Source organism: Ferruginivarius sediminum (genome assembly GCF_003344765.1).
GTDB classification, from domain to species: domain Bacteria; phylum Pseudomonadota; class Alphaproteobacteria; order Kiloniellales; family Rhodovibrionaceae; genus Ferruginivarius; species Ferruginivarius sediminum.
The window spans coordinates 63,585-84,223 of the sequence record NZ_QPMH01000010.1 but is presented as its reverse complement, the minus strand read 5'-3'; the positions used below and the strand labels follow the sequence as shown (position 1 = coordinate 84,223).

Below are 20,639 nucleotides of genomic sequence, written 5' to 3'. Positions count from 1 at the left end.
CGCTGCCAAGGTCAATTCCCGGCCGGATCCACGCCGGCGCCGGACTCGGCATCGAATTCCAGCGCCGCGAAAAGCGCCCGCATGTGGGCGGGAAGCGGCGCGGTCACCCGCAGCGTGGTGCCGTCGGCGGGGTGCGGCAGGGCGATCTCGCGCGCATGGAGTTGCAGTTGGTGGACCGGAACGCCCTCGGGATAGGCCTTTCGCCCGCCATACTTGCCGTCACCCAGGATCGGCGCGCCGATTTCCGCCAGATGGGCGCGAAGCTGGTGGGTGCGGCCCGTTAGCGGGCTCAACGCCAGCCAGGCGACCTCGGCGAGGCGCCGCGTCGTCTCGACCGTGGCGTAGAGCGTAACCGCCTCTTTTCCCGCCTTCGGATCGTGACCCATCTTCTCCCCGCCGCCGCGCTTCAGCTTGCCCAGCGGCAGATCGATGCGTCCGCGCCGAGGCTTGGGAATGCCCGCCGTCAGGGCCCAGTAGAGCTTGCGAGCATCCTTGGACCGGAAGGCGCGCGCAAGCCGGTTCGCCGCTTCCGCCGTACGCGCCAACAACAGCACGCCGCTGGTGTCCTGGTCCAGCCGGTGAACGAGGCGCGGCGGTTCCGCAGCGTCGAACTGCAGGGCGCCCAGCATCACGTCCAGGTTCCGCTTCACGCCGGTGCCGCCCTGCGTTGCCAGCCCGGCCGGCTTGTCGAGGGCGATCACCCAGTCGTCGCGGTAGAGAACGGCGTCGCGAAGCCGCTGCGCCTCGACCTCGCCGGGCATTCGCGACGCGCTGTCCGACTTCGTCGCTTCCTCGGCGTCCTGCGGCAGCGGCGGGATCCGCACCTCCTGGCCCGGCGCCAGGCGCTGACTTGGCTTGGCGCGCTTGCCGTCGACGCGGACCTGCCCGGTGCGCAGCAGCTTGGCAAGGCGGCCGAAAGCCAGGCCCGGGTAGTGGCGCTTGAACCAGCGGTCCAGGCGGATATCGGCCTCGTCCGCCGCAACCTGCCGGGTTTCGACGCCGCCTAGGTCAGCAGCCACCGTATCCCCCACATGCCCGCGAACAGCGCGGCGATCGACAGGACCACGGACGCCAGGACATAGCCGGCGGCATGCGCGATGGCATGGCGTTCCAGCAGCACCGCGGCCTCCAGCGAAAAGGTCGAGAAGGTCGTGAACGCGCCCAGCAGGCCGACCGTCAGGAAAGCCCGAAGGGCACCGCCGGGCGACCACGCCAGTGCCATGGTCTCGACCAGCGCGCCCATGACAAGGGATCCCGCGACGTTCGCGGCCAGGATGCCGACCGGCATACCGGCCACGCCATGTGGCCCGACAAGGTGGCCGACCTGCCCGACGAAGAGGTGCCGGGCGACGGCACCCACCGCGCCGCCGGCGGCCACGGCCAACAGCATTTTCATCGCGCGCTCGATCCTCCCCGCCGCAATACCCCGGCGGTGTTAGCAAAGCCCCGCGTACCTGGCAAATCCACCGATAGCAAGAATCCCGGAATGCAGCGGCTCTCGACATGGTTCGCCGCCCGTGCCATTGATTTCCGCACCGCAACGCGGGTAAACCGGACGCCGGATTTACGGGTTACATACAGGGAGGTGGCGGAAGCAGCCGTGTTCGATAAGATCCTGATTGCCAACCGGGGCGAGATCGCCTGCCGGATCATTCGCACGTGCCGCAAGCTCGGCATCGCGACCGTCGCCGTCTATTCCGAGGCCGATGCCACCGCGCTTCACGTCGAGATGGCGGACGAGGCCGTCCACGTCGGCCCCGCCGCCTCGGCCGAGAGCTACCTGCGGATCGAGCGCATCGTGCAGGCCTGCAAGGATACCGGGGCACAGGCGGTGCATCCGGGCTATGGCTTCCTTTCCGAGAACACGCATTTCGCCAAGGCGCTGGAGGACGCGGGCATCGTCTTCATCGGCCCGCCGGCCGAGGCCATCGCGGCGATGGGCGACAAGATCACCTCGAAGCGCCTGGCCAAGGAGGCCGGGGTCAGCACGGTGCCGGGCCACATGGGCCTGATCGAGGATGCCGACGAGGCGATCTCCATCGCGCACGACATCGGCTATCCGGTGATGATCAAGGCGACCGCCGGCGGCGGCGGCAAGGGCATGCGCATCGCCCGCGACGACAAGGAGATGCGCGACGGCTTCCGCGCGGCGCGCAGCGAGGCCAAGTCCAGCTTCGCCGACGACCGCGTCTTCATCGAGAAGTTCATCGAGGAGCCGCGCCACATCGAAATCCAGGTACTGGCCGATAGCCACGGCAACGTCATTCACCTGGGCGAGCGCGAGTGCTCCATCCAGCGCCGCCACCAGAAGGTGATCGAGGAGGCGCCGTCGCCGGCCCTCGATCCCGAAATCCGGGAGGCGATGGGCGAACAGGCGAAGGCGCTGGCGCGCGCCGTGAACTATCGCTCCGCCGGAACGGTCGAATTCATCTTCGACCGCGACAGGAGCTTCTATTTCCTGGAGATGAATACCCGCCTGCAGGTGGAGCACCCGGTGACGGAACTGGTGACCGGCCTGGACCTCGTGGAGCAGATGATCCGCGTCGCGGCAGGAGAGAAGCTGCCGCTCACGCAGGATCAGGTGAAGATGCAGGGCTGGGCGCTGGAAAGCCGCGTCTACGCCGAGGATCCGCTGCGCGGCTTCCTGCCGTCGATCGGCCGGCTGGCCTACTACCAGGAGCCCGAGGACGCGGAGAGCGTGCGGGTCGACACCGGCGTCGTCGAGGGCTCCGAGATCACCATGTACTACGACCCCATGATCGCCAAACTGTGCACCTGGGGCCAGGACCGCGACGCGGCCATCGACGGCATGCAGGATGCGCTGGACGCCTATTACGTGCGCGGCATCAACCACAATATGGCTTTCCTCGCCGATGTCATGGCGAAACCCCGGTTCCGGGATGGGCGGCTGTCCACCAACTTCATCGCCGAGGAGTATCCCGACGGCTTCCATGGAACCCAGCCGACGGCGGAGGTCACGGCCCGGCTTGTCGTGGTCGCGGCGGTGCTGCACCGCGCCTGCGCCATGCGCGATGCCAATATCGCCGGTCAGGTCGGCGGGCACGAGATGGAGGTCGGCGACGACTGGGTCGTCTTCATCGAGGACGAGCGCATCCCCGTGACCGTCACGCAGGCCGGCGACGGCGCCTGGCGGGTCGCCCAGGCCGGCGGCGAAACGCAGGTGCAGAGCGACTGGCGGCCGGGCGAGCCGCTATTCCATGCCCGTCTGTCGGGCAAAACGATCACCGTGCAGGTCGACCGCCAAGGGGCGTGCTGGCTACTGACCCACGGCGGCGCTTCCCGGCAGATCCGCGTGCTGCGCCCGCGCGCGGCGGAGTTGGCCGCGCTGATGCCGCGCAAGGAGCCGCCGGACCTGTCGAAGTACCTGCTCTCGCCGATGCCGGGCCTTCTTACCAAGCTGCTGGTGGACGAGGGCACTCCCGTCAAGGCCGGGGAGGAACTGGCCATCGTCGAGGCGATGAAGATGGAGAACGTCCTGCGCGCCGAGCGCGACGGCACGGTCTCCAAGCTGCACGCCGATCCCGGTGCAAACCTGGCAGTCGATCAAGCGATATTGGAGTTCGAGTAACAGCCAGGAAGCTGTCCGCGGGCGTGAAGGGACGTCCGCGGCTCTACGCCGCCTGGCCGGGGTTCTTGCGGCCGGCGATCCAGCCCTGGCACTGGTCGACGCGCATCAGGTGGACGCCGACACGGCACAGTTCGCGCTGGCCCTCGTCACTGAGGCCGGCACAGGCCTCGGGCACCATCACGACGCGGAAATCGCGTTCGCTGGCTTCCAGAACCGTGGCGCGGCCGGAGGTGGCGAAATTGCAGCCGCATATCACTACGGTATTGACGCCAAGGACGCTCAGGCGTTCTTCCAGCGGCGTCCGGTAGAACCCGCCCCAGCGCGGCTTGTAGATCGCCTCCTCGCCATCGGCCAGCGCCTGCACCCCGCCGTCGAGTAGCAGGTGCGGATCGATGCGCGGGCAATCGGCGGGCGCGACCTCGGGGATCAACTCCGCCCCCATGCTGCCGGGCATCAGCACCCGCATGCCCTCTTCCACTGCCTTGCGCCGGCAGAGATCGACGTTGCTGGCGTCCGCTCGATAGAAGCGAATGAGGTGGAAGATCGGAAGCTGCTGTTCCCGGAATGCTTCGACCACCTGCCGCAAGGGTTCTCGCACCTGCCCGCAGCCGGTCGAGCGGACGGGCGATTGCTGGGCAAAGTAGTCGCGCTGTGCGTCGACGGTTAGAAGCGCGGTGTGCGCACGTTCCGGCATCGTGTAATCGACCATGCGGCGGTTAGGCCCCTTGCGATCAGGAACTGAATTGTCGCGAGACAAAGCACGATCAGGGGGCTCACCACAACGGGTCCGATTGTCATGACAGGGTTACGCACGGCGCAGGGCTGGCGCCGTCAGGTGTTTTCGCCCCCTTCGCCCTGCCGCTGCGCGCGCAGCTTGGCCCAGTAATCCAGGCGCTTCTTCACCTCGCGTTCGAACCCGCGCTCGACCGGGCGATAGAACTGCCGGCGCTCCATCCCATCGGGGAAATAGTTCTGGCCGGAGAACGCATCGGGCGCGCTGTGGTCGTATTCGTATCCCTTCGCGTAGCCGAGGTCGCGCATCAGCTTCGTCGGCGCGTTCAGGATGTGCTGCGGCGGCATCAGCGAGCCGGTCTCCTTCGCCGCGCGCATCGCCTCCTTGTAGGCGCTGTAGTTGGCGTTCGATTTCGGCGCGGTCGCCAGATAGACGGTCGCCTGCGCCAGCGCCAGCTCACCTTCCGGGCTGCCCAGGCGGTCGTAAATATCCCAGGCGGCGAGCGCCTGATGCACGGCATCCGGGTCGGCCAGGCCGATGTCCTCGACCGCGAAGCGGGCCAGCCGGCGGGCGATGTAGCTGGGATCCTCCCCGGCCGTCAGCATGCGCGCAAGCCAGTACAGCCCGGCATCCGCGTCCGAGCCGCGAAGAGATTTGTGCAGGGCAGATATAAGGTTGTAGTGGCCTTCCTGCGCCTTGTCGTAGACCGGCGCGCGCTTCTGCACCACCTCGGCCAGGGCCTGCGTATCCAGCGTCTCGTCCCGCGGCAGCTCGAACAGCGCCTCGGCGAGGTTCAGCAGGTAACGCCCGTCGCCGTCGGCCATGGCGACCAGCGCCTGACGCGCCTCCGCGTCCAGCGGCAGGTCCCGGCCCTCCTCCCGCTCGGCGCGGACCAGAAGCTCTTCCAGCGCCGCGCCGTCCAGACGCTTGAGCACGAACACCTGACAGCGGGACAGCAACGCGGCGTTCAGTTCGAACGACGGGTTCTCGGTGGTCGCCCCGACCAGGGTCACCGTGCCGTCTTCCACATAGGGCAGGAAAGCGTCTTGCTGTGCCCGGTTGAAGCGGTGCACCTCGTCCACGAACAGCAAGGTGCCCTGCCCCTGCGCGCGCCGCTGCTTCGCGCGCTCGAACACCTTGCGCAGGTCGGAAACGCCCGAGAACACGGCGGACAGCGGCTCGAACGCCATGTCGGTGACGTCGGCCAGCAGGCGGGCGATGGTGGTCTTGCCGCAACCGGCGGGGCCCCACAGGATCATCGATGCCAGACGGCGCTGCGCCGCCATCCGGCCGATGGCGCCCTCCGGGGCTAAAAGGTGCTGCTGTCCCAGCACCTCGTCGAGGCGTCGGGGGCGCAGCCGATCGGCCAGCGGCCGCGGCGCCTGTTGCTCGAACAGACTCATGCCGGGTACTTCATCGCTTCGCCTGTCGCCGTCAATTGACACTCAAGCCGTGATCTTCACCGACTTCACCTGTCCGTCGCGCCGGAAGCGGATGTGCCAGCGCCCCTCGGCCGCGTTCAGCGCCGGCTGGGCGTCCTTCACCCGCGCCACCTCACGGCCGTTGACCGACAATAGCACGTCGCCGGGCCGGAAGCCGAAGCGCGCCGCCGTGCTGTCCCGGGCAACACGCGTGACGACCACGCCGGACCACGCACCGGGCCGGTCCAGTTCCTCGGCCAGCGCGGGCGAGAGATTGGCGACGCGGGCACCGGCCAGCGGCTGCCGGCCAGACAGCGTCGTTTCGTTGCGCGGCGGCTCTTCCGGCGGCGGCTCCAACGGCAGGCGCGTGTCCAGCTCGCCGCGGTTCGGGCGATAGACTTTCAGCGCCACACCGCCGTTCGCCTCCCGCGTGGCGACCCGGAAACGCAGGGCCTCCAGATCCTCGACGCGCTTGCCACCGACGCCCCGGATCACGTCGCCGCGTTCCAGCCCGGCGCGGTCGGCAGGTCCGCCCGGAAAGATCTCGCGGACGATGGCCCCGCCGGGCCGGTCCAGCCCCAGGCCCTCGGCAAGGTCGGCGGTCACCGTCTGGCCGGTCATCCCCAGCCAAGGCCGCACGATACGGCCGCCGGCTTGGACGCTCTTAACCACGGTGCGCACCATGTTGGCCGGAATGGCGAAACCGATCCCGACCGAGCCGCCGGACTTCGAGAAGATGGCCGTGTTGATGCCCGCAAGCTTGCCGTCCAGCGTCACCAACGCGCCGCCTGAGTTGCCGGGATTGATCGCCGCGTCGGTCTGGATGAAGAAGCTGTAATCGCTGATTCCCACTGCCGTTCGCGCAAGGCCGGAAACGATGCCGCTCGTCACGGTTTGGCCAACGCCGAAGGGGTTGCCAATGGCCAGCACGAGGTCGCCCACCTTGAGGGCGTCGGAATCGCCAAGTTCCAGGGCCGGCAACCTCTCCTCGCCCGGATCGATGCGCAGCACCGCCAAATCGGTCCGGTCGTCCGTCAGCGCGATCTCGGCGTCGAACTCCCGGCGGTCGGACAGCACGACCTTGATCTCCTGCGCACCCTTGATGACGTGCCGGTTGGTGACGATAAGGCCGCCGGGATCCAGGATGACCCCCGAGCCGAGAGAGCGCTGCTCACGCTCGCGCTTGAGGTCGAAGGCGTCACCGAAGAAGCGCTGGAAGAATGGATCGTTGAACAGCGGCGAGCCGATCCGTTCCTCGACCAGCCGCCGGGCATAGATGTTGACGACCGCCGGCGCCGTTTCCTCCACCACCGGCGCGAACGACAGCCGGATCTCCGCGCGCGAACTCGGCACCTCGCGCTCCTGGGCCCCGGCGGCGCCAGGCCATGCCAGCATCAGAACGGCGAACAGAAGATACAGGCGTTTCAACACGGAAGGTATCTCCGGAATACTCTTCGACAGGGACGTGGGCCAGAACCGCGGGCAGAATAGCGCCAAGCCCCGAACGGAAAAAGGCGGCTCCGCGTGCGGAGCCGCCCCCTGTCCATGAAGCGATAACGGTGGAAGACGCGTCGCTCAGGACTCGTCCTCTTCCTCCGTCGCCTCGGCCGTCGGCCCCGAATCGGTTCCCTTGGCGTCGGGATCGCGATCCACCAGTTCGATCACCGCCATGGGGGCGGCATCGCCATACCGGAAGCCGGCCTTGAGGACGCGGGTATAACCGCCCGGACGCTCCTTGTAACGCGGGCCCAGCACCTCGAAGAGCTTCTTCGCCATCGCCTCGTCGCCCAGGCGCGAAGCCGCCAGACGACGGGCGTGCAAATCGCCGCGCTTGCCAAGCGTGATCAGCTTCTCCGTCACGCGGCGAAGCTCCTTCGCCTTCGGCAGCGTCGTCACGATCTGCTCGTGTTTGATAAGGGCGGTAGCCATGTTCGCGAACATCGCCTTGCGATGCTCGGCCGTCCTGTTCAGCTTGCGTCCGCTTTTGGCGTGGCGCATGTCGGAAGCTCCTTCGAATAGCGGGCCGTTGTGCGACGAGCCCGACGGTTATCCCTTGCGTTCCTCCGTTTCGCGGTCCTGATCTCGCTCGCGAGACCGATCACACGCACCGACGCCGCAAGCCGCCCGCCACAGGGCTATCGCTCGTGTACGCCGGTCGAGGGCGCGCACCGCCCTCAAAGCACTCGCCCCCCCCGGCTCGATCGCCAGGGGCGGGAGGCCGATCAGTAAGGCTCTTCCAAGCGCTTGGCAAGCTCCTCGACGTTGTCGGGCGGCCAGCCCGAAACGTCCATGCCGAGCGACAGGCCCATCTGTGCCAGCACTTCCTTGATCTCGTTCAGCGATTTGCGCCCGAAGTTCGGCGTGCGCAGCATCTCCGCCTCGGTCTTCTGCACAAGATCGCCGATGTAAACGATATTGTCGTTCTTCAGGCAATTGGCCGAACGGACCGACAGCTCGAGCTCGTCCACCTTGCGCAGCAGGTTCTTGTTGAACGGCAGCTCGCTCGCCTTCTCTTCCTCTTCGCGGCCCTGCGGCTCCTCGAAGTTGATGAAGAGCTGAAGCTGATCCTGCAGGATACGGGCGGCCAAAGCCACGGCGTCGTCAGGCTTCACCGCACCATTCGTCTCGACGTCCATCGTAAGCTTGTCATAGTCCGTCACCTGACCGACACGCGTATTCTCGACACGGTAGGCGACCTTGCGCACCGGCGAGAACACGGCGTCGACGGGGATAAGCCCGATCGGCGCGTCCTCCGGCCGGTTCTGCGTGCCGGCGACATAGCCCTTGCCAGTCTCGACCGTCATCTCCATGTCGAGCCGCGCCCCGTCGTCAAGCGTGCAGATCGCCAGTTCAGGATTCATGACGTCGATGTCATGGCCGGTTTCGATCTGAGTGGCCTTCACCTCGCCGGGCCCTTCGGCACGCAGACGCATGCGCTTCGGCCCCTCGCCATGCATGCGCAGCGCCAGCGCCTTGATGTTCAGGACCACGTCCGTTACATCCTCGCGCACGCCCGGGATCGACGAGAACTCGTGCAGCACGCCGTCGATCTGAATAGACGTTACCGCAGCACCCTGCAGCGAACTCAACAGGACGCGCCGCAGCGCGTTGCCGAGGGTGAGGCCGAAGCCACGCTCCAGTGGTTCGGCAACCACCTTCGCAAGACGCTTCGGATCGGCGCCCGCCTGGATGTCGAGCTTGTTTGGCTTGATCAATTCGGTCCAGTTCTTTTGCAGCACGGTCGTGCCTCACGCTATCCTGGGGTGTCCATAGCGGCCATATGGCCTGCAAACACGATCAGCGGCCGCTTTGGCGCGGCCGCGTCGCCCTTGTCGCCATGCCGGTTCCCCGGCCGGATCCGACGCTCGCATTCAGCGCCGCCACGGCCGGAGCCCCTATACAAATCTACACGCGGCGGCGCTTCGGCGGCCGGCAGCCGTTATGCGGGATCGGGGTCACATCCCGAATCGCCGAAATCTGGAAGCCGCAGGCCTGCAGCGCCCGCAGCGCCGACTCGCGCCCGGAACCGGGACCCTTCACATTGACCTCAAGGGTCTTCATGCCGTGCTCCTGGGCCTTGCGGCCGGCGTTGTCCGCCGCGATCTGCGCCGCGAAGGGCGTCGACTTCCGCGAGCCCTTGAAGCCCATGCCACCGGCCGTCGCCCAGGAAATGGCATTTCCCTGCACGTCGGTGATGGTGATCATCGTGTTGTTGAAGCTCGCGTTGACGTGCGCGATGCCCGAGGTGATGTTCTTCTTCTCGCGCTTGCGTACACGCGACTGCTGCGCCTTCGCCATATTGCTGTCCGCCGTCCTTCGTTCCGTGCCATCCGCGCGCCGCCACGCCGGGCCGGCGCGCCAACCTCAAATGGCTTACTTCTTGCCCGGGCGCTTCTTGCCGGCGATCGCCTTGGCCGGCCCCTTGCGCGTACGGGCATTCGTGTGCGTGCGCTGGCCCCGCACCGGAAGACCCTTCCGGTGACGCAGGCCACGGTAGCAGCCGAGATCCATCAGCCGCTTGATATTCATGGCGACCTCGCGACGCAGGTCGCCCTCGACCGTGTAATCGCGGTCGATCATTTCCCGGATCCGAACGACCTCGTCCTCGGTCAGTTCGTTCACCCGACGCTCCACCGGCACACCGACCGCCTCGCAAATCTTGCGGGCCTGGGTGTGGCCGATACCGTGAATATAGGTCAGCGAAATCGGCACCCGCTTCTGTGTCGGGATGTTGACGCCAGCAATACGTGCCACGTGGCGATCTCCTTACGTCCTCGTCGTCTTTTTACCTACGGAGTTTGGACAGGCGTCATCATTCTGACGCGCCGACGCCGGGAAGCCTGCAATATATGCAGCAGGCCCCCGATGTCAACCGATCCGTCGCTGTCAGCCCTGCCCCTCCAGGATGTTCTCGAGCTGGCGCGTCACCTCGTCGATGTCGGCCATGCCGTCCACTGCCTTGAGGATACCTTTCCGCTCGTAATACGGCAGAATAGGTGCTGTCTGGTCCCGGTACGCCTTCAGGCGCGCGCGGACGGTTTCTTCATTGTCGTCGTTGCGCCGCTTGAACTCGGTCGAACCACAGTAATCACAGACACCATCCACTTTCGGCGTCTGGAACTTGTCATGGTAGCCGGCGCCGCAATTCGCACAGGAGTAACGACCGGTGATGCGCTCGACCAGGGCCTCCTCGTCGACCTTCAACTCGATCACGTAATCCAGCTTGCTTCCCAGTCTGGCCAGCATCTCGTCCAGCGCTTCCGCCTGCGCAACCGTCCGGGGGAATCCGTCAAGGATGAACCCATTCGCGCAATCCGGCTGCTGAATCCGCTCTTCGATCATCTTGACCATCAGGTCGTCCGGCATCAGCTCGCCGGCGTCCATCACCTTCTTCGCCTGCTGACCGAGATCGCTGCCGGACTTTACAGCCGCACGCAGCATATCACCGGTCGAAAGCTGCGGAATGCGATTTGCATCCTCGAGACGCTTCGCTTGCGTCCCCTTGCCCGCACCCGGCGGCCCCAGAAGGATGATGTTCATCCCCGTCTCCCCTTCAGCTTCGCCTTCTTGATCAGGCCCTCGTACTGGTGAGCCAGCAAGTGCGAGTGGATCTGGGCGACGGTGTCCATCGTCACCGATACCACGATCAGCAGGCTCGTCCCGCCAAAGTAGAATGGCACGTTGTATTGCGAAATCAGGATCTCAGGCAGAATTGCCACTAGGGCCAAGTAGATCGCGCCAACCGTGGTCAGCCGCATCAGGATGTAGTGGATGTAGTTCGCCGTGTTACGGCCCGGACGGATACCGGGGATGAAGCCGCCATTCTTCTTCAGGTTCTCAGCCGTGTCTTCCGGGTTGAACACGATCGACGTGTAGAAGAAGGCAAAGAACACGATCAGCGACACATAGATCGCCAGATAAAGCGGCTGTCCGCGTCCCAGGAGCGCCGTCACCGATGTCAACCAGTCGGGTCCGCCAGCACCCGAAAAGCCAGCCAGCGTCAACGGCATAAGCAATAGGGAGGAGGCGAAAATCAGCGGAATCACACCGGACGAATTCAGCTTGATCGGCAGATGGGAGTGCTCGCCGCCGAACATCTTGTTGCCGACCTGGCGCTTGGGATATTGCACCACAAGCCGCCGCTGCGCCCGCTCCACGAACACGATGAAGGCGATCACGGCCACGGACATCACAATGATGAACATGATGACGCCCGCCGACAGCGCGCCGGTCCGCCCAAGTTCCAGCGTGCTCGCGACTGCGCTCGGCAAGTTGGCAACGATGCCGGAGAAGATGATCAGCGAGATTCCATTCCCGACGCCGCGCTGGGTAATTTGCTCGCCGAGCCACATCAGGAAGATCGTGCCGCCCGTCAGCGTGATCAGCGTCGTGAAGCGGAAGAAGTAGCCTGGATCAATGACCGCCGATGCCCCGCCAGGTCCTTGCATGCCTTCGAGGCCCACGGAGATTCCATAGGCCTGCACTGCGGCAAGGACAACCGTCCCGTACCGGGTGTACTGATTGATCTTCTTACGCCCGCTCTCGCCTTCCTTCTTGAGCTGCTCCAGCGACGGCGATACCGCCGTCAGAAGCTGCATGATAATGGCGGCGGAGATATAGGGCATAATCGACAAGGCAAAGATCGTCATGCGCCCCAGCGAGCCGCCTGCGAACATGTCGAACATGCCCAGCATGCCCTGCGACTGCTGCTGGAAGATTTGATCCAGGATCACCGGGTCAATGCCAGGGACCGGGATATAGGTGCCCAGGCGGTAGATCACCAACGCGCCCAGGGTGAACCACAGCCGCTTCTTCAACTCCGTCGCCTTCGCGAAGGCGCCGAAGTTCAGATTGGCTGCAAGTTGCTCAGCGGCAGATGCCATCTTCGCTTGCCTGTACCTTGAGACGGTTACGGTGTTTACCCGACCTGCAGTGCCGGGCCGGGCGCGAGCGCGCTCGCGGCGGGGTGCTACGCCCCGGTCTCGGTTGCCTTGCGTCCGCGCTTCGTTTTCCGCGCCTCGGCCGCCTCCACCTTCTCGGCATTCTCGATCGTGATCGAGCCACCAGCCTTTTCAACTGCTTCCCGCGCGCTCTTCGACGCGCCCGCGACCACGAGTTCGAGCTTCGCCTTCAACTCGCCACGCCCCAGGATACGCACACCATCGCGGGTGCGCTTGAGAATGCCCGCCGCGGAAATGACCTTTGCGTCAACCGGATTGGCCGGGTCAATACGCCCACTGTCGACGGCCTTCTGCAGCTGGTCCAGGTTGACCTCGACGAAGTTCTTGGCCCATTTGTTGGTAAAGCCACGCTTCGGCATCCGTCGGTGCAACGGCATCTGCCCGCCTTCGAATGCGTGCAGGGCCACACCGCTACGGGCCCGCTGACCCTTATGACCCTTGCCGGATGTCTTCCCCAGACCAGAACCGATACCACGGCCCAGACGCTTACGGGCACGCGTGGCGCCCTCGTTGTCCTTGATCTCGTTGAGTTTCATCGCCTCGCCATCCTTCGATGCTGACCCTGCGCGGCGTAATCGCAAATCTGCGCGGGCTTTGTGACTTCGCGATCACGCCCCTGCGTATCGCTACGGCGTCCGCAAGTTGCCTGGACCGCCTGTTCAGGCGTTCTCCTCGACGCGGATAAGATGCTGGACCTTTTCGATCATACCCCGCACGGCTGGGGTGTCTTCCAGGGTCCTGCTACGCCCGATGCGCGTCAGGCCAAGACCCAGAAGCGTCGCTCGCTGTTTCGGCAAGCGATGCGCTCCGGAGCGGATCTGCGTGACCGTCACGGTCTTGGTCTTCTTCTCGGCCATCGTACCTTACTCTCCGGTGGTCTGGGCGCCTTCGCGCCGTCCCACGATCTCCGACACCTTCTTGCCGCGGCGCTGTGCCACCTGCCGGGGGCTGCGACACTTGGAAAGGCCGTCCATGGTTGCCTTGATCATGTTGTGCGGGTTCTGCGTGCCTGCCGACTTGGCGACCACGTCATGCACGCCAAGCGCCTCGAAGATCGCGCGCATCGGACCGCCGGCAATGATGCCCGTGCCCGGAGGCGCGGCCCGGAGAATCACCCGCCCAGCACCGAAATGCCCCGGCACGTCGTGGTGCAGCGTCCGCGCCTCGCGGAGCGGCACGCGGATCATCGTGCGCTTCGCCTGCTCGGTCGCCTTCCGGATCGCCTCCGGCACCTCACGCGCCTTGCCATTGCCGTAGCCGACCCGGCCCTTGCCATCGCCGACCACGACAAGCGCGGCGAAGCCGAACCGCCGGCCGCCCTTCACGACCTTGGCGACGCGGTTAATGTGGACCAGCTTTTCGACCAGCTCGCTCTCTTCGCGGCGGTCATGCCTGTCGCTGCGTGCCATTTATTCCCCACTCACCTAGAACGAAAGGCCGCCGTCACGCGCCGCATCGGCCAACGCCCGAACACGTCCGTGATAGATGCAGCCGCCCCGGTCGAAGACCACTTCCTTGACGCCGGCTTTCACCGCCCGTTCCGCGATCAGCTTGCCGACCTGCGCCGCGGCGCCCTTGTCAGCACCGGACCTCAGCGCCTTGCGCAAGTCCGGATCGAGAGTCGAGGCGTGCGCAAGCGTTATGCCCTTCCGGTCGTCAATCACCTGCGCGTATATGTGCTTACTGGACCGGAAGACGGACAACCGAACGCGATCGCTGCTCTTCTTCCCGATCTGAGAGCGGACGCGTAACTTGCGCCGCTCCCGAAGTTCCCGTGCACTCAGCATGGCTCTACTTCTTCTTGCCTTCTTTCCGCAGGATCTGTTCACCCGCGTACTTGATGCCCTTGCCCTTGTATGGCTCCGGTGGCCGGAAGCCGCGAATTTCCGCCGCAACCTGCCCGACACGCTGCTTATCCGCGCCCGAAATGCTGACAGAGGTCGGCTTGGCACACTTGATCGTGATGCCTTCGGGGATCGGATAATTGATGTCGTGACTATACCCAAGCTGCAGGTTCAGCGTCTGGCCCTGCACCTGCGCGCGGTAACCAACGCCAACAATCTCCAGCTCGCGCGTGAAGCCAGCTGAAACCCCCGTGACCATGTTCTGCACCACCGCCCGGGTCGTGCCCCACATGGCGCGGGCCTTCTGCGTGTCGTTCGCCGGCTCCACGGCGAACTCGCCATCCTTGAGTTCCGTCTTCACCAAGTCGCTCAGCGGAGCGGCGAGCTCCCCAAGCTTTCCCTTGGCGACGATCCGGTCGCTTTCGACCTTGAGCTCGACGCCATCGGGGACCGTGACCGGATTCTTGCCTACGCGGGACATCGTACTACGCCTCTATTCCATCAGAAAACGCGGCAGAGAACTTCTCCGCCGACGTTCGCCGCGCGGGCTTCGGCGTCCGAAAGCACGCCCTGCGGCGTCGACAGGATGGTAATGCCCAAGCCATTGTACACGCGCGGCAGCTCCTTGATCTTGGAGTAGACGCGGCGGCCCGGCCGGGACACCCGGGAGATCTCCTGGATCACCGGCTCGCCCTCATTGTACTTCAACTCGATCTGCACTTCCCGCACGCCGGGGCGAAGCTCGCGCAAATCAAAGCCGCGGATATACCCTTCGCGCTTCAGCACTTCGAGTACATTTCGATGCAGCCTGGAGCCCGGCGCAACGATCGTGCGCTTGTTCGCGCGCTGTCCGTTGCGGATGCGGGTCAGCAGGTCCCCGAGGGGATCGCTCATTGCCATGACGCGGCGCTCCTTGCCTTACCAGCTCGACTTGACCATGCCGGGAATCTGGCCAACCGAGGCCAGTTCGCGCAGGGCGATACGGGACAACCGGAACTTCCGATAGTAACCACGCGGACGGCCTGTCAGCTCGCACCGGTTGCGCACCCGCGTCGGCGACCCGTTTCGCGGAAGCTTTGCCAGTTCAAGCGAGGCCTGGAACCGTTCCTCCGGAGCCAGCGACATGTCGCGCACCTTCGCTTTCAGCGCGCTGCGCCGGGCCGCATACTTCTTGGCCATGCGGATCCGCTTCTTGTTGGTCTCGACGGAGCTCTTCTTCGCCATCTCGAAATTCTCCTCGCAGCCGCTCAATTCTGGAACGGCATGTCGAAGCCCTTGAGGAGCGCGCGTGCCTCCTCATCCGACTTCGCCGTCGTACAGATCACAATGTCCATCCCGCGAACCTGGTCGACCGCGTCATAGTCGATCTCCGGGAACACGATCTGTTCCTTCAGCCCCATCGCGAAGTTGCCGCGGCCGTCGAAGCTCCTACCGGGCACCCCGCGGAAATCACGTACACGCGGTAGCGCGATGGTGATTAACCGATCCAGGAACTCGTACATGTGATCACGACGCAACGTGACCTTGCAGCCAATCGGCATCCCCTGGCGCAGTTTGAAGCCGGCAATCGACTTTTTCGCCCGGGTAATGACCGCCTTCTGGCCGGCGATGCGCGTCAGTTCCTCCGCCGCGGCCTGAACCTTCTTCTGGTCACCGACGGCCTCGCCAACGCCCATGTTCACCACGATCTTCTCCAACCGAGGCACCTGCATGGGGTTTTCGTAGCCGAACCGTTCGACCAACTGCGCACGGATCTTGTCGTCGTACTGTTGCTTAAATCGGGCCGCCATGGCTAACACTCCACCCCTCAGCGGTCGATCGTTTCGCCCGAGCGCCGGGCGACGCGCACCTTGCGCCCGTCGTCCAGAACGCGGAAGCCAACCCGGGTGGGCCGGCCGTCCTTCGGGTCAGCGACGGAGACGTTGGACAGATGAATGGGCGCCTCTTTCTCGATGATGCCGCCTTGCTGACCCATCGAGGGACGCTGGTGACGCTTCACCACGTTCACACCCTGCACCACGACGCGGTCTTCCTTCGGAATCACCCGAAGAACCTCGCCACTCCGTCCGCGATCCTTCCCATTGAGGACGACCACGGTGTCGCCACGCTTCACTTTCGAAGCCATCACAGCACCTCGGGCGCCAGCGAAATGATCTTCATGAACTTCTTGGCGCGCAGCTCGCGCGTCACCGGACCGAATATACGCGTGCCGATCGGCTCGTTCTGCCGACTGAGCAGCACCGCCGCATTCCGGTCGAAACGGATGGCCGTACCATCCTCGCGCCGCAACTCCTTCGCCGTGCGCACTACCACAGCACGGTGTACGTCGCCTTTCTTGACGCGCCCGCGGGGAATCGCCTCCTTCACGGAGACGACGATAATGTCGCCCACAGAGGCCGACGTCCGCTTGGAGCCGCCCAGCACTTTGATGCACTGCACCCGGCGAGCGCCGGAATTATCGGCGACGTCCAGGTTGGTTTGCATCTGGATCATCGGATCACACCCTTCTTGTTCGCAGGCGCCTAGCCGGCGATCTCGCCTTCGGCGATGATTTCCCAGCGCTTGGTCTTCGAATGCGGTGCGCACTCGCGAATCCGCACCCAATCGCCGATCTTGGCGTTGTTGTCGGCGTCATGCGCCGCATAGCGCTTCGTGCGCTTGATGAACTTCTTGTAGAGCGGATGCTTCACCCGGCGCACGACAAGAACCTGGACGGTCTTGTCGCCCTTGTCGGAAACCACCGTGCCCTGAAGGATTCGGCGCGGCATCGCTTACTTCTCCTGCCCCTGAGCTTCTCGGCTTTTCGTCGTCAGGATCGTCTTGATCCGGGCGATGTCGCGGCGTACCTGACGCACGCGAGCCGTGTTCTCCAACTGACCGCTTGCCCGTTGAAAGCGCAAATTGAACTGCTCCTTCTTCAGGTTCAGGAGCTGGTCCTTCAACTCGTCCACGGTCTTGCTACGCAGATCGGCGGCTTTCATCTGTTCAGCCCTCCAACCGCGTGATGAACTTCGTCTTGATCGGCAGCTTCGCCGACGCGAGCCGGAACGCCTCTTCGGCGACTTCCTTCGGCACGCCGTCCAACTCGAAGATCACACGGCCCGGATGGACCGGCGCCGCCCACCACTCGACGGTGCCCTTGCCCTTACCCATGCGCACCTCGGCCGGCTTCTCGCTGATCGGCACGTCCGGGAACACGCGGATCCACAGCTTACCGACGCGGCGCATATGGCGGGTAACCGCGCGTCGCGCCGCTTCGATCTGGCGGGCGGACAAGCGCGCCGAACTCTCGGCCTTCAGGCCGTACTGGCCGAAGTTGAGCTGGGTCCCGCCCTTGGCGACACCGCGAAGGCGCGTCTTATCTTTATGCGCCTTGCGGTATTTCGTTCTCTTCGGCTGCAACATGGTCGCCGATCCCTAACCTTCTCGTCTTCGACTCTCGCCGGTCAGCGCCCGGCCTGCGTTTCCTGCTGGCGCTTGTCCTGCGCCATCGGATCGTGCGCGAGGATCTCGCCCTTGAAGACCCAAACCTTGACGCCGCAGGTGCCGTACGCGGTCTTGGCCGTCGCCTCACCGTAATCGATGTCGGCACGCAGCGTGTGCAGCGGCACCCGACCCTCGTGATACCACTCGGTCCGCGCGATCTCGGCGCCGCCCAGGCGGCCGCCGCAATTGATCCGGATACCCTGAGCGCCAAGGCGCATCGCCGACTGCACGGCCCGCTTCATCGCACGGCGGAAGGCGACGCGGCGCTCAAGCTGATTGGCAATGTTCTCCGCCACCAGTCGCGCCTCGGTTTCCGGCTTGCGAATCTCGAGGATATTCAGATGCACCTCGCTGCCGGTCATCTTCTGCAGCTGCTGGCGCAGTTTCTCGATGTCCGCCCCCTTTTTGCCGATCACAACACCCGGACGCGCCGTGTGAATCGTGATCCGCGCCTTCTTCGCCGGCCGCTCGATAACAATCCGGGCGACACCGGCCTGGTACAGCCGCTTCTTCAGATACCGGCGCAGGCGCAGGTCCTCGTGGAGCAGTTCTCCGTACTGCTGGCGGCCGGCAAACCAGCGCGAATCCCAGGTTCGATTGATGCCGAGGCGGAACCCGGTCGGATTGACTTTATGACCCATATCTAGGCGCTCTCCTCGCGCTCGCGAACGACCACGGTCAGTCGGCTGAACGGCTTATTGATGCGGCCTACGCGACCGCGGGCCCGCGGACGGAACCGCTTCATAACAAGCGACTTGCCCACCGACGCCTCGGCCACATAGAGGCGATCGACGTCAAGCTGATGGTTGTTCTCCGCGTTCGCGATCGCCGATTCCAGCACCTTTTTCACGTCACTGGCGATCCGCCGCTTGCTGAAGCTCAGCTCGGCCAGGGCGCGCTCGGCGTCCTTTCCGCGAATCATGCCGCAGACCAAGTTCAGCTTCTGCGGGCTGATCCGCAGAGACCGCGCCATCGAGTGGGCCTCGTTCTCCGCGACCGGACGGGCCGATTTCGGCTTGCCCATGACTTACTTCCTCTTGGCCTTCTTGTCGGCGGCATGGCCGTGGAACGTCTTCGACGGCGCGAATTCGCCCAGTTTGTGCCCCACCATATGCTCGGTGACGAGCACGGGCAGGAACTTCTTGCCGTTGTAGACACCGAACGTGAGACCGACGAACTGCGGCATAATCGTCGACCGCCGCGACCACGTCTTGATGATTTCCTTCCGCCCCTTCTCGCGAGCGGTCTCTGCCTTCTTCAGCAGATAACCGTCGACGAACGGGCCCTTCCAAACCGAGCGAGCCAAGACCGCCCTCCGTTACTTCCGCTTCTGCCGACGCCGCACGATCATCGCGTCGGTCCGCTTGTTCTTGCGCGTCTTCGCGCCCTTCGTCGGCTTGCCCCACGGGCTTACCGGATGCCGGCCGCCGGACGTCCGTCCCTCGCCACCGCCATGCGGATGGTCGATCGGGTTCATCGCCACGCCGCGGACCGCGGGCCGCTTGCCAAGCCATCGCGTCCGGCCGGCCTTGCCCTTGTTCACGTTGGCGTGGTCCTGATTAGAGACCGCCCCGATCGTGGCCATGCACTCCGCCCGCACCATCCGGACCTCGCCGGATGAAAGCCGCAACAGCGCGTAACCCGCATCGCGCCCGACGAGCTGAACATAGCCGCCTGCCGCGCGCGCAATCTGACCGCCCTTACCCGGCTTCATCTCCACGTTGTGCACGATCGTGCCGACGGGGACCGACTTGAGCGGCATCGCGTTGCCCGGACGGACATCCGCCTTGTTGGCCGCAATAACCGTGTCACCGGGCTGCAGCCGCTGCGGCGCCAGGATGTAGGCCTGTTCGCCGTCGTCGTAGGTGATCAAGGCGATGAAGGCCGACCTGTTCGGATCGTACTCCAGCCGTTCCACCTTCGCAGACACGTCGAACTTGCGCCGCTTGAAGTCGACCACGCGGTAGGCACGCTTGTGCCCACCACCGCGGCGGCGCGCCGTCACCCGCCCGGCATTATTCCGCCCACCCGAACTCGTCAGGCCCTCTGTCAGGCGCTTCACCGGCTTACCCTTGTGTAGGGTCTTCCGATCCACTGTGACCAGCTGGCGCTGCGCGGGCGTGACGGGATTGTAGGTTTTCAGCGCCATCGCTTAGACCCCCGTCGTAACGTCGATGCTGTGGCCCTCTTCCAGGGTCACGTAAGCCTTCTTGGTGTCCGGGCGCTTACCGGGCATTCCGCGGAACCGCTTGACCTTGCCGTTCTGGCGAAGGGTATTCACACTCTTCACCCTGACCGAGAACAGGCCTTCGATGGCTGCCTTGATCTCCGGCTTCGAGGCCCATAGCGGCACGCGAAACGTCACCTGATTGTGCTCGGAGCCCATGGTCGCCTTCTCGGTGATGACCGGTTCACGCACAAGATCATACATGCGCGCACCGCTCAGCTTCACCTGGCTGGGCTTATAGATGCGGCCCCTGCTCATGTCAGTCGCGCCTCCAATGCCTGGGCGGCTTCCTTCGTCAGCACGAGCGTGTCGTGCCGGAGGATGTCGTGCACGTTCGCGCCAACCATCGGCAGAACGTCGATCCCAACGATATTCCTGACCGCCAGCGAGAAATTCTCGTCAAGCTGCTCTCCACCGACGATCAGGGCATGCCCGATGCCAAGCGCCTGCAGCTTCTGCCGCATCTCGCGCGTCTTCGGGCTCTCCGCCTTCGCATCGTCAAGCACGATCAGCTTGCCTTCGCTCGCCTTCGCCGACAGCGCGCTCTTCAAGCCCAACCGACGCACCTTCTTCGGCAGATCCTTGCCAAAGGAACGTGGACGCGGACCGTGAGCGATGCCGCCGCCGCGGAAGATATTGGCGCGAACGGCGCCATGGCGAGCACGCCCCGTACCCTTCTGCCTGAAGATCTTTCGCGTCGAGCCCTCGACCTCTCCACGGGTTTTCGTCGACGCCGTACCGGCGCGACGCTTGGCAAGCTGCCACTCAACCACCCGCGCCAGAATATCCTTGCGCACGGGCGCACCGAAGACGGCATCGCTGAGCTCGATCTCACCGGCCTGGTTGTTGTCCAGCGTTTTGACCGGGCACTTCATGAT

General features: G+C 64.9%; 31 protein-coding genes. 1 reads left to right on the top strand and 30 read right to left on the bottom strand.

Going from position 1 to position 20,639, the window contains the following annotated elements; all coding sequences use genetic code 11:
- Nucleotides 1-11: 11 nt before the first annotated feature.
- Both DRB17_RS12055 and DRB17_RS20695 read right to left on the bottom strand, forming a co-directional pair.
- A complete protein-coding gene (locus DRB17_RS12055) occupies nucleotides 12-1,019 on the bottom strand; it encodes an RluA family pseudouridine synthase (RefSeq protein ID WP_241503822.1) in 1,008 nt (335 codons plus the stop codon).
- A complete protein-coding gene (locus DRB17_RS20695) occupies nucleotides 1,004-1,396 on the bottom strand; it encodes a fluoride efflux transporter FluC (RefSeq protein WP_241503821.1) in 393 nt (130 codons plus the stop codon). The genes DRB17_RS12055 and DRB17_RS20695 overlap by 16 nt, the downstream gene beginning before the upstream one ends.
- A gap of 204 nt (nucleotides 1,397-1,600) precedes the next feature.
- Between DRB17_RS20695 and accC the strand changes: the two genes are divergently transcribed.
- Entirely contained in the window at nucleotides 1,601-3,589 is a 1,989-nt protein-coding gene (gene accC / locus DRB17_RS12050; RefSeq protein ID WP_114582500.1) for an acetyl-CoA carboxylase biotin carboxylase subunit, read from the top strand.
- A gap of 43 nt (nucleotides 3,590-3,632) precedes the next feature.
- On the opposite strand, the gene DRB17_RS12045 is transcribed toward accC, so the two are convergent.
- The 28 genes from DRB17_RS12045 to rplD form a co-directional block, all read right to left on the bottom strand.
- Nucleotides 3,633-4,298, bottom strand: coding sequence for a cysteine hydrolase family protein (locus DRB17_RS12045; RefSeq protein ID WP_114582461.1), 666 nt, complete (start codon nucleotides 4,296-4,298; stop codon nucleotides 3,633-3,635).
- A gap of 122 nt (nucleotides 4,299-4,420) precedes the next feature.
- Nucleotides 4,421-5,725, bottom strand: a complete 1,305-nt coding sequence (locus DRB17_RS12040) for a replication-associated recombination protein A (protein ID WP_114582460.1) — start codon at nucleotides 5,723-5,725, stop codon at nucleotides 4,421-4,423.
- A gap of 42 nt (nucleotides 5,726-5,767) precedes the next feature.
- A complete protein-coding gene (locus tag DRB17_RS12035; RefSeq protein WP_241503820.1) occupies nucleotides 5,768-7,174 on the bottom strand; it encodes a DegQ family serine endoprotease in 1,407 nt (468 codons plus the stop codon).
- A gap of 144 nt (nucleotides 7,175-7,318) precedes the next feature.
- A complete protein-coding gene (gene rplQ / locus DRB17_RS12030) occupies nucleotides 7,319-7,741 on the bottom strand; it encodes a 50S ribosomal protein L17 (protein WP_114582459.1) in 423 nt (140 codons plus the stop codon).
- Between the two features lie 224 nt (nucleotides 7,742-7,965).
- Nucleotides 7,966-8,982, bottom strand: a complete 1,017-nt coding sequence (locus tag DRB17_RS12025) for a DNA-directed RNA polymerase subunit alpha (protein ID WP_114582458.1) — start codon at nucleotides 8,980-8,982, stop codon at nucleotides 7,966-7,968.
- A 166-nt stretch (nucleotides 8,983-9,148) separates the two neighbouring features.
- Nucleotides 9,149-9,541 (bottom strand): 30S ribosomal protein S11, encoded by a 393-nt coding sequence (gene rpsK / locus DRB17_RS12020; protein WP_114582457.1) that lies wholly within the window; start codon nucleotides 9,539-9,541, stop codon nucleotides 9,149-9,151.
- Nucleotides 9,542-9,616: 75 nt separating this feature from the next.
- Nucleotides 9,617-9,997, bottom strand: a complete 381-nt coding sequence (gene rpsM / locus DRB17_RS12015; protein ID WP_114582456.1) for a 30S ribosomal protein S13 — start codon at nucleotides 9,995-9,997, stop codon at nucleotides 9,617-9,619.
- Between the two features lie 132 nt (nucleotides 9,998-10,129).
- Nucleotides 10,130-10,783 (bottom strand): adenylate kinase, encoded by a 654-nt coding sequence (locus DRB17_RS12010; RefSeq protein ID WP_114582455.1) that lies wholly within the window; start codon nucleotides 10,781-10,783, stop codon nucleotides 10,130-10,132.
- Entirely contained in the window at nucleotides 10,780-12,126 is a 1,347-nt protein-coding gene (gene secY, locus DRB17_RS12005) for a preprotein translocase subunit SecY (protein WP_114582454.1), read from the bottom strand. The genes DRB17_RS12010 and secY overlap by 4 nt, the downstream gene beginning before the upstream one ends.
- Before the next feature lie 86 nt (nucleotides 12,127-12,212).
- Nucleotides 12,213-12,740 (bottom strand): 50S ribosomal protein L15, encoded by a 528-nt coding sequence (gene rplO, locus DRB17_RS12000; protein WP_114582453.1) that lies wholly within the window; start codon nucleotides 12,738-12,740, stop codon nucleotides 12,213-12,215.
- 123 nt (nucleotides 12,741-12,863) lie between these two features.
- Complete coding sequence (rpmD, locus tag DRB17_RS11995) at nucleotides 12,864-13,061, bottom strand: 50S ribosomal protein L30 (RefSeq protein ID WP_114582452.1); 198 nt, start codon at nucleotides 13,059-13,061, stop codon at nucleotides 12,864-12,866.
- A 6-nt stretch (nucleotides 13,062-13,067) separates the two neighbouring features.
- Nucleotides 13,068-13,613 (bottom strand): 30S ribosomal protein S5, encoded by a 546-nt coding sequence (gene rpsE, locus DRB17_RS11990; RefSeq protein ID WP_114582451.1) that lies wholly within the window; start codon nucleotides 13,611-13,613, stop codon nucleotides 13,068-13,070.
- A gap of 15 nt (nucleotides 13,614-13,628) precedes the next feature.
- A complete protein-coding gene (gene rplR / locus DRB17_RS11985; RefSeq protein WP_114582450.1) occupies nucleotides 13,629-13,991 on the bottom strand; it encodes a 50S ribosomal protein L18 in 363 nt (120 codons plus the stop codon).
- Between the two features lie 4 nt (nucleotides 13,992-13,995).
- On the bottom strand, nucleotides 13,996-14,529 hold the full coding sequence (gene rplF / locus DRB17_RS11980) for a 50S ribosomal protein L6 (protein ID WP_114582449.1): 534 nt from the start codon (nucleotides 14,527-14,529) through the stop codon (nucleotides 13,996-13,998).
- A 20-nt stretch (nucleotides 14,530-14,549) separates the two neighbouring features.
- Entirely contained in the window at nucleotides 14,550-14,948 is a 399-nt protein-coding gene (gene rpsH / locus DRB17_RS11975; RefSeq protein WP_114582448.1) for a 30S ribosomal protein S8, read from the bottom strand.
- 18 nt (nucleotides 14,949-14,966) lie between these two features.
- On the bottom strand, nucleotides 14,967-15,272 hold the full coding sequence (rpsN, locus tag DRB17_RS11970) for a 30S ribosomal protein S14 (RefSeq protein WP_114582498.1): 306 nt from the start codon (nucleotides 15,270-15,272) through the stop codon (nucleotides 14,967-14,969).
- Nucleotides 15,273-15,295: 23 nt separating this feature from the next.
- Nucleotides 15,296-15,838, bottom strand: coding sequence for a 50S ribosomal protein L5 (rplE, locus tag DRB17_RS11965; RefSeq protein WP_114582447.1), 543 nt, complete (start codon nucleotides 15,836-15,838; stop codon nucleotides 15,296-15,298).
- 17 nt (nucleotides 15,839-15,855) lie between these two features.
- Nucleotides 15,856-16,176, bottom strand: a complete 321-nt coding sequence (gene rplX, locus DRB17_RS11960; protein ID WP_241503819.1) for a 50S ribosomal protein L24 — start codon at nucleotides 16,174-16,176, stop codon at nucleotides 15,856-15,858.
- A complete protein-coding gene (gene rplN, locus DRB17_RS11955) occupies nucleotides 16,173-16,541 on the bottom strand; it encodes a 50S ribosomal protein L14 (protein ID WP_114582445.1) in 369 nt (122 codons plus the stop codon). The genes rplX and rplN overlap by 4 nt, the downstream gene beginning before the upstream one ends.
- Before the next feature lie 29 nt (nucleotides 16,542-16,570).
- A complete protein-coding gene (rpsQ, locus tag DRB17_RS11950) occupies nucleotides 16,571-16,816 on the bottom strand; it encodes a 30S ribosomal protein S17 (protein WP_114582444.1) in 246 nt (81 codons plus the stop codon).
- Between the two features lie 3 nt (nucleotides 16,817-16,819).
- Entirely contained in the window at nucleotides 16,820-17,029 is a 210-nt protein-coding gene (gene rpmC, locus DRB17_RS11945; protein WP_114582443.1) for a 50S ribosomal protein L29, read from the bottom strand.
- A gap of 4 nt (nucleotides 17,030-17,033) precedes the next feature.
- Nucleotides 17,034-17,453, bottom strand: coding sequence for a 50S ribosomal protein L16 (gene rplP / locus DRB17_RS11940; protein WP_114582442.1), 420 nt, complete (start codon nucleotides 17,451-17,453; stop codon nucleotides 17,034-17,036).
- A 41-nt stretch (nucleotides 17,454-17,494) separates the two neighbouring features.
- Nucleotides 17,495-18,175, bottom strand: a complete 681-nt coding sequence (gene rpsC, locus DRB17_RS11935) for a 30S ribosomal protein S3 (RefSeq protein WP_114582441.1) — start codon at nucleotides 18,173-18,175, stop codon at nucleotides 17,495-17,497.
- Between the two features lie 2 nt (nucleotides 18,176-18,177).
- On the bottom strand, nucleotides 18,178-18,558 hold the full coding sequence (gene rplV, locus DRB17_RS11930) for a 50S ribosomal protein L22 (RefSeq protein ID WP_114582440.1): 381 nt from the start codon (nucleotides 18,556-18,558) through the stop codon (nucleotides 18,178-18,180).
- Nucleotides 18,559-18,561: 3 nt separating this feature from the next.
- Entirely contained in the window at nucleotides 18,562-18,840 is a 279-nt protein-coding gene (gene rpsS, locus DRB17_RS11925) for a 30S ribosomal protein S19 (RefSeq protein ID WP_114582439.1), read from the bottom strand.
- Nucleotides 18,841-18,852: 12 nt separating this feature from the next.
- On the bottom strand, nucleotides 18,853-19,683 hold the full coding sequence (rplB, locus tag DRB17_RS11920) for a 50S ribosomal protein L2 (RefSeq protein ID WP_114582438.1): 831 nt from the start codon (nucleotides 19,681-19,683) through the stop codon (nucleotides 18,853-18,855).
- Nucleotides 19,684-19,686: 3 nt separating this feature from the next.
- Nucleotides 19,687-20,019: a 50S ribosomal protein L23 gene (locus DRB17_RS11915; RefSeq protein WP_114582437.1), complete on the bottom strand. Its 333-nt coding sequence runs from the start codon at nucleotides 20,017-20,019 to the stop codon at nucleotides 19,687-19,689.
- Entirely contained in the window at nucleotides 20,016-20,636 is a 621-nt protein-coding gene (gene rplD, locus DRB17_RS11910) for a 50S ribosomal protein L4 (RefSeq protein ID WP_114582436.1), read from the bottom strand. Before rplD ends, DRB17_RS11915 begins: the two co-directional genes overlap by 4 nt.
- Nucleotides 20,637-20,639: the final 3 nt, after the last annotated feature.

What these genes read in the sequence shown, in the direction of transcription:
- DRB17_RS12045 (WP_114582461.1), bottom strand. Translation starts at nt 4,298, where the DNA reads ATGGTCGATTACACGATGCCGGAACGTGCGCACACCGCGCTTCTAACC.
- rplO (WP_114582453.1), bottom strand. Translation starts at nt 12,740, where the DNA reads ATGAAACTCAACGAGATCAAGGACAACGAGGGCGCCACGCGTGCCCGT.
- rpmC (WP_114582443.1), bottom strand. Translation starts at nt 17,029, where the DNA reads ATGAAAGCCGCCGATCTGCGTAGCAAGACCGTGGACGAGTTGAAGGAC.
- rpsQ (WP_114582444.1), bottom strand. Translation starts at nt 16,816, where the DNA reads ATGCCGCGCCGAATCCTTCAGGGCACGGTGGTTTCCGACAAGGGCGAC.
- rplF (WP_114582449.1), bottom strand. Translation starts at nt 14,529, where the DNA reads ATGTCCCGCGTAGGCAAGAATCCGGTCACGGTCCCCGATGGCGTCGAG.
- rpsE (WP_114582451.1), bottom strand. Translation starts at nt 13,613, where the DNA reads ATGGCACGCAGCGACAGGCATGACCGCCGCGAAGAGAGCGAGCTGGTC.
- rpsC (WP_114582441.1), bottom strand. Translation starts at nt 18,175, where the DNA reads ATGGGTCATAAAGTCAATCCGACCGGGTTCCGCCTCGGCATCAATCGA.
- DRB17_RS11915 (WP_114582437.1), bottom strand. Translation starts at nt 20,019, where the DNA reads ATGAGCAGGGGCCGCATCTATAAGCCCAGCCAGGTGAAGCTGAGCGGT.
- secY (WP_114582454.1), bottom strand. Translation starts at nt 12,126, where the DNA reads ATGGCATCTGCCGCTGAGCAACTTGCAGCCAATCTGAACTTCGGCGCC.
- rplE (WP_114582447.1), bottom strand. Translation starts at nt 15,838, where the DNA reads ATGGCGGCCCGATTTAAGCAACAGTACGACGACAAGATCCGTGCGCAG.
- rplQ (WP_114582459.1), bottom strand. Translation starts at nt 7,741, where the DNA reads ATGCGCCACGCCAAAAGCGGACGCAAGCTGAACAGGACGGCCGAGCAT.
- DRB17_RS12040 (WP_114582460.1), bottom strand. Translation starts at nt 5,725, where the DNA reads ATGAGTCTGTTCGAGCAACAGGCGCCGCGGCCGCTGGCCGATCGGCTG.
- rpsN (WP_114582498.1), bottom strand. Translation starts at nt 15,272, where the DNA reads ATGGCGAAGAAGAGCTCCGTCGAGACCAACAAGAAGCGGATCCGCATG.
- rpsK (WP_114582457.1), bottom strand. Translation starts at nt 9,541, where the DNA reads ATGGCGAAGGCGCAGCAGTCGCGTGTACGCAAGCGCGAGAAGAAGAAC.
- rplB (WP_114582438.1), bottom strand. Translation starts at nt 19,683, where the DNA reads ATGGCGCTGAAAACCTACAATCCCGTCACGCCCGCGCAGCGCCAGCTG.
- rpsH (WP_114582448.1), bottom strand. Translation starts at nt 14,948, where the DNA reads ATGGCAATGAGCGATCCCCTCGGGGACCTGCTGACCCGCATCCGCAAC.
- rplR (WP_114582450.1), bottom strand. Translation starts at nt 13,991, where the DNA reads ATGCTGAGTGCACGGGAACTTCGGGAGCGGCGCAAGTTACGCGTCCGC.
- rplP (WP_114582442.1), bottom strand. Translation starts at nt 17,453, where the DNA reads ATGTTGCAGCCGAAGAGAACGAAATACCGCAAGGCGCATAAAGATAAG.
- DRB17_RS20695 (WP_241503821.1), bottom strand. Translation starts at nt 1,396, where the DNA reads ATGAAAATGCTGTTGGCCGTGGCCGCCGGCGGCGCGGTGGGTGCCGTC.
- DRB17_RS12010 (WP_114582455.1), bottom strand. Translation starts at nt 10,783, where the DNA reads ATGAACATCATCCTTCTGGGGCCGCCGGGTGCGGGCAAGGGGACGCAA.
- rplN (WP_114582445.1), bottom strand. Translation starts at nt 16,541, where the DNA reads ATGATCCAGATGCAAACCAACCTGGACGTCGCCGATAATTCCGGCGCT.
- rplD (WP_114582436.1), bottom strand. Translation starts at nt 20,636, where the DNA reads ATGAAGTGCCCGGTCAAAACGCTGGACAACAACCAGGCCGGTGAGATC.
- rpmD (WP_114582452.1), bottom strand. Translation starts at nt 13,061, where the DNA reads ATGGCCGAGAAGAAGACCAAGACCGTGACGGTCACGCAGATCCGCTCC.
- rplV (WP_114582440.1), bottom strand. Translation starts at nt 18,558, where the DNA reads ATGGGCAAGCCGAAATCGGCCCGTCCGGTCGCGGAGAACGAGGCCCAC.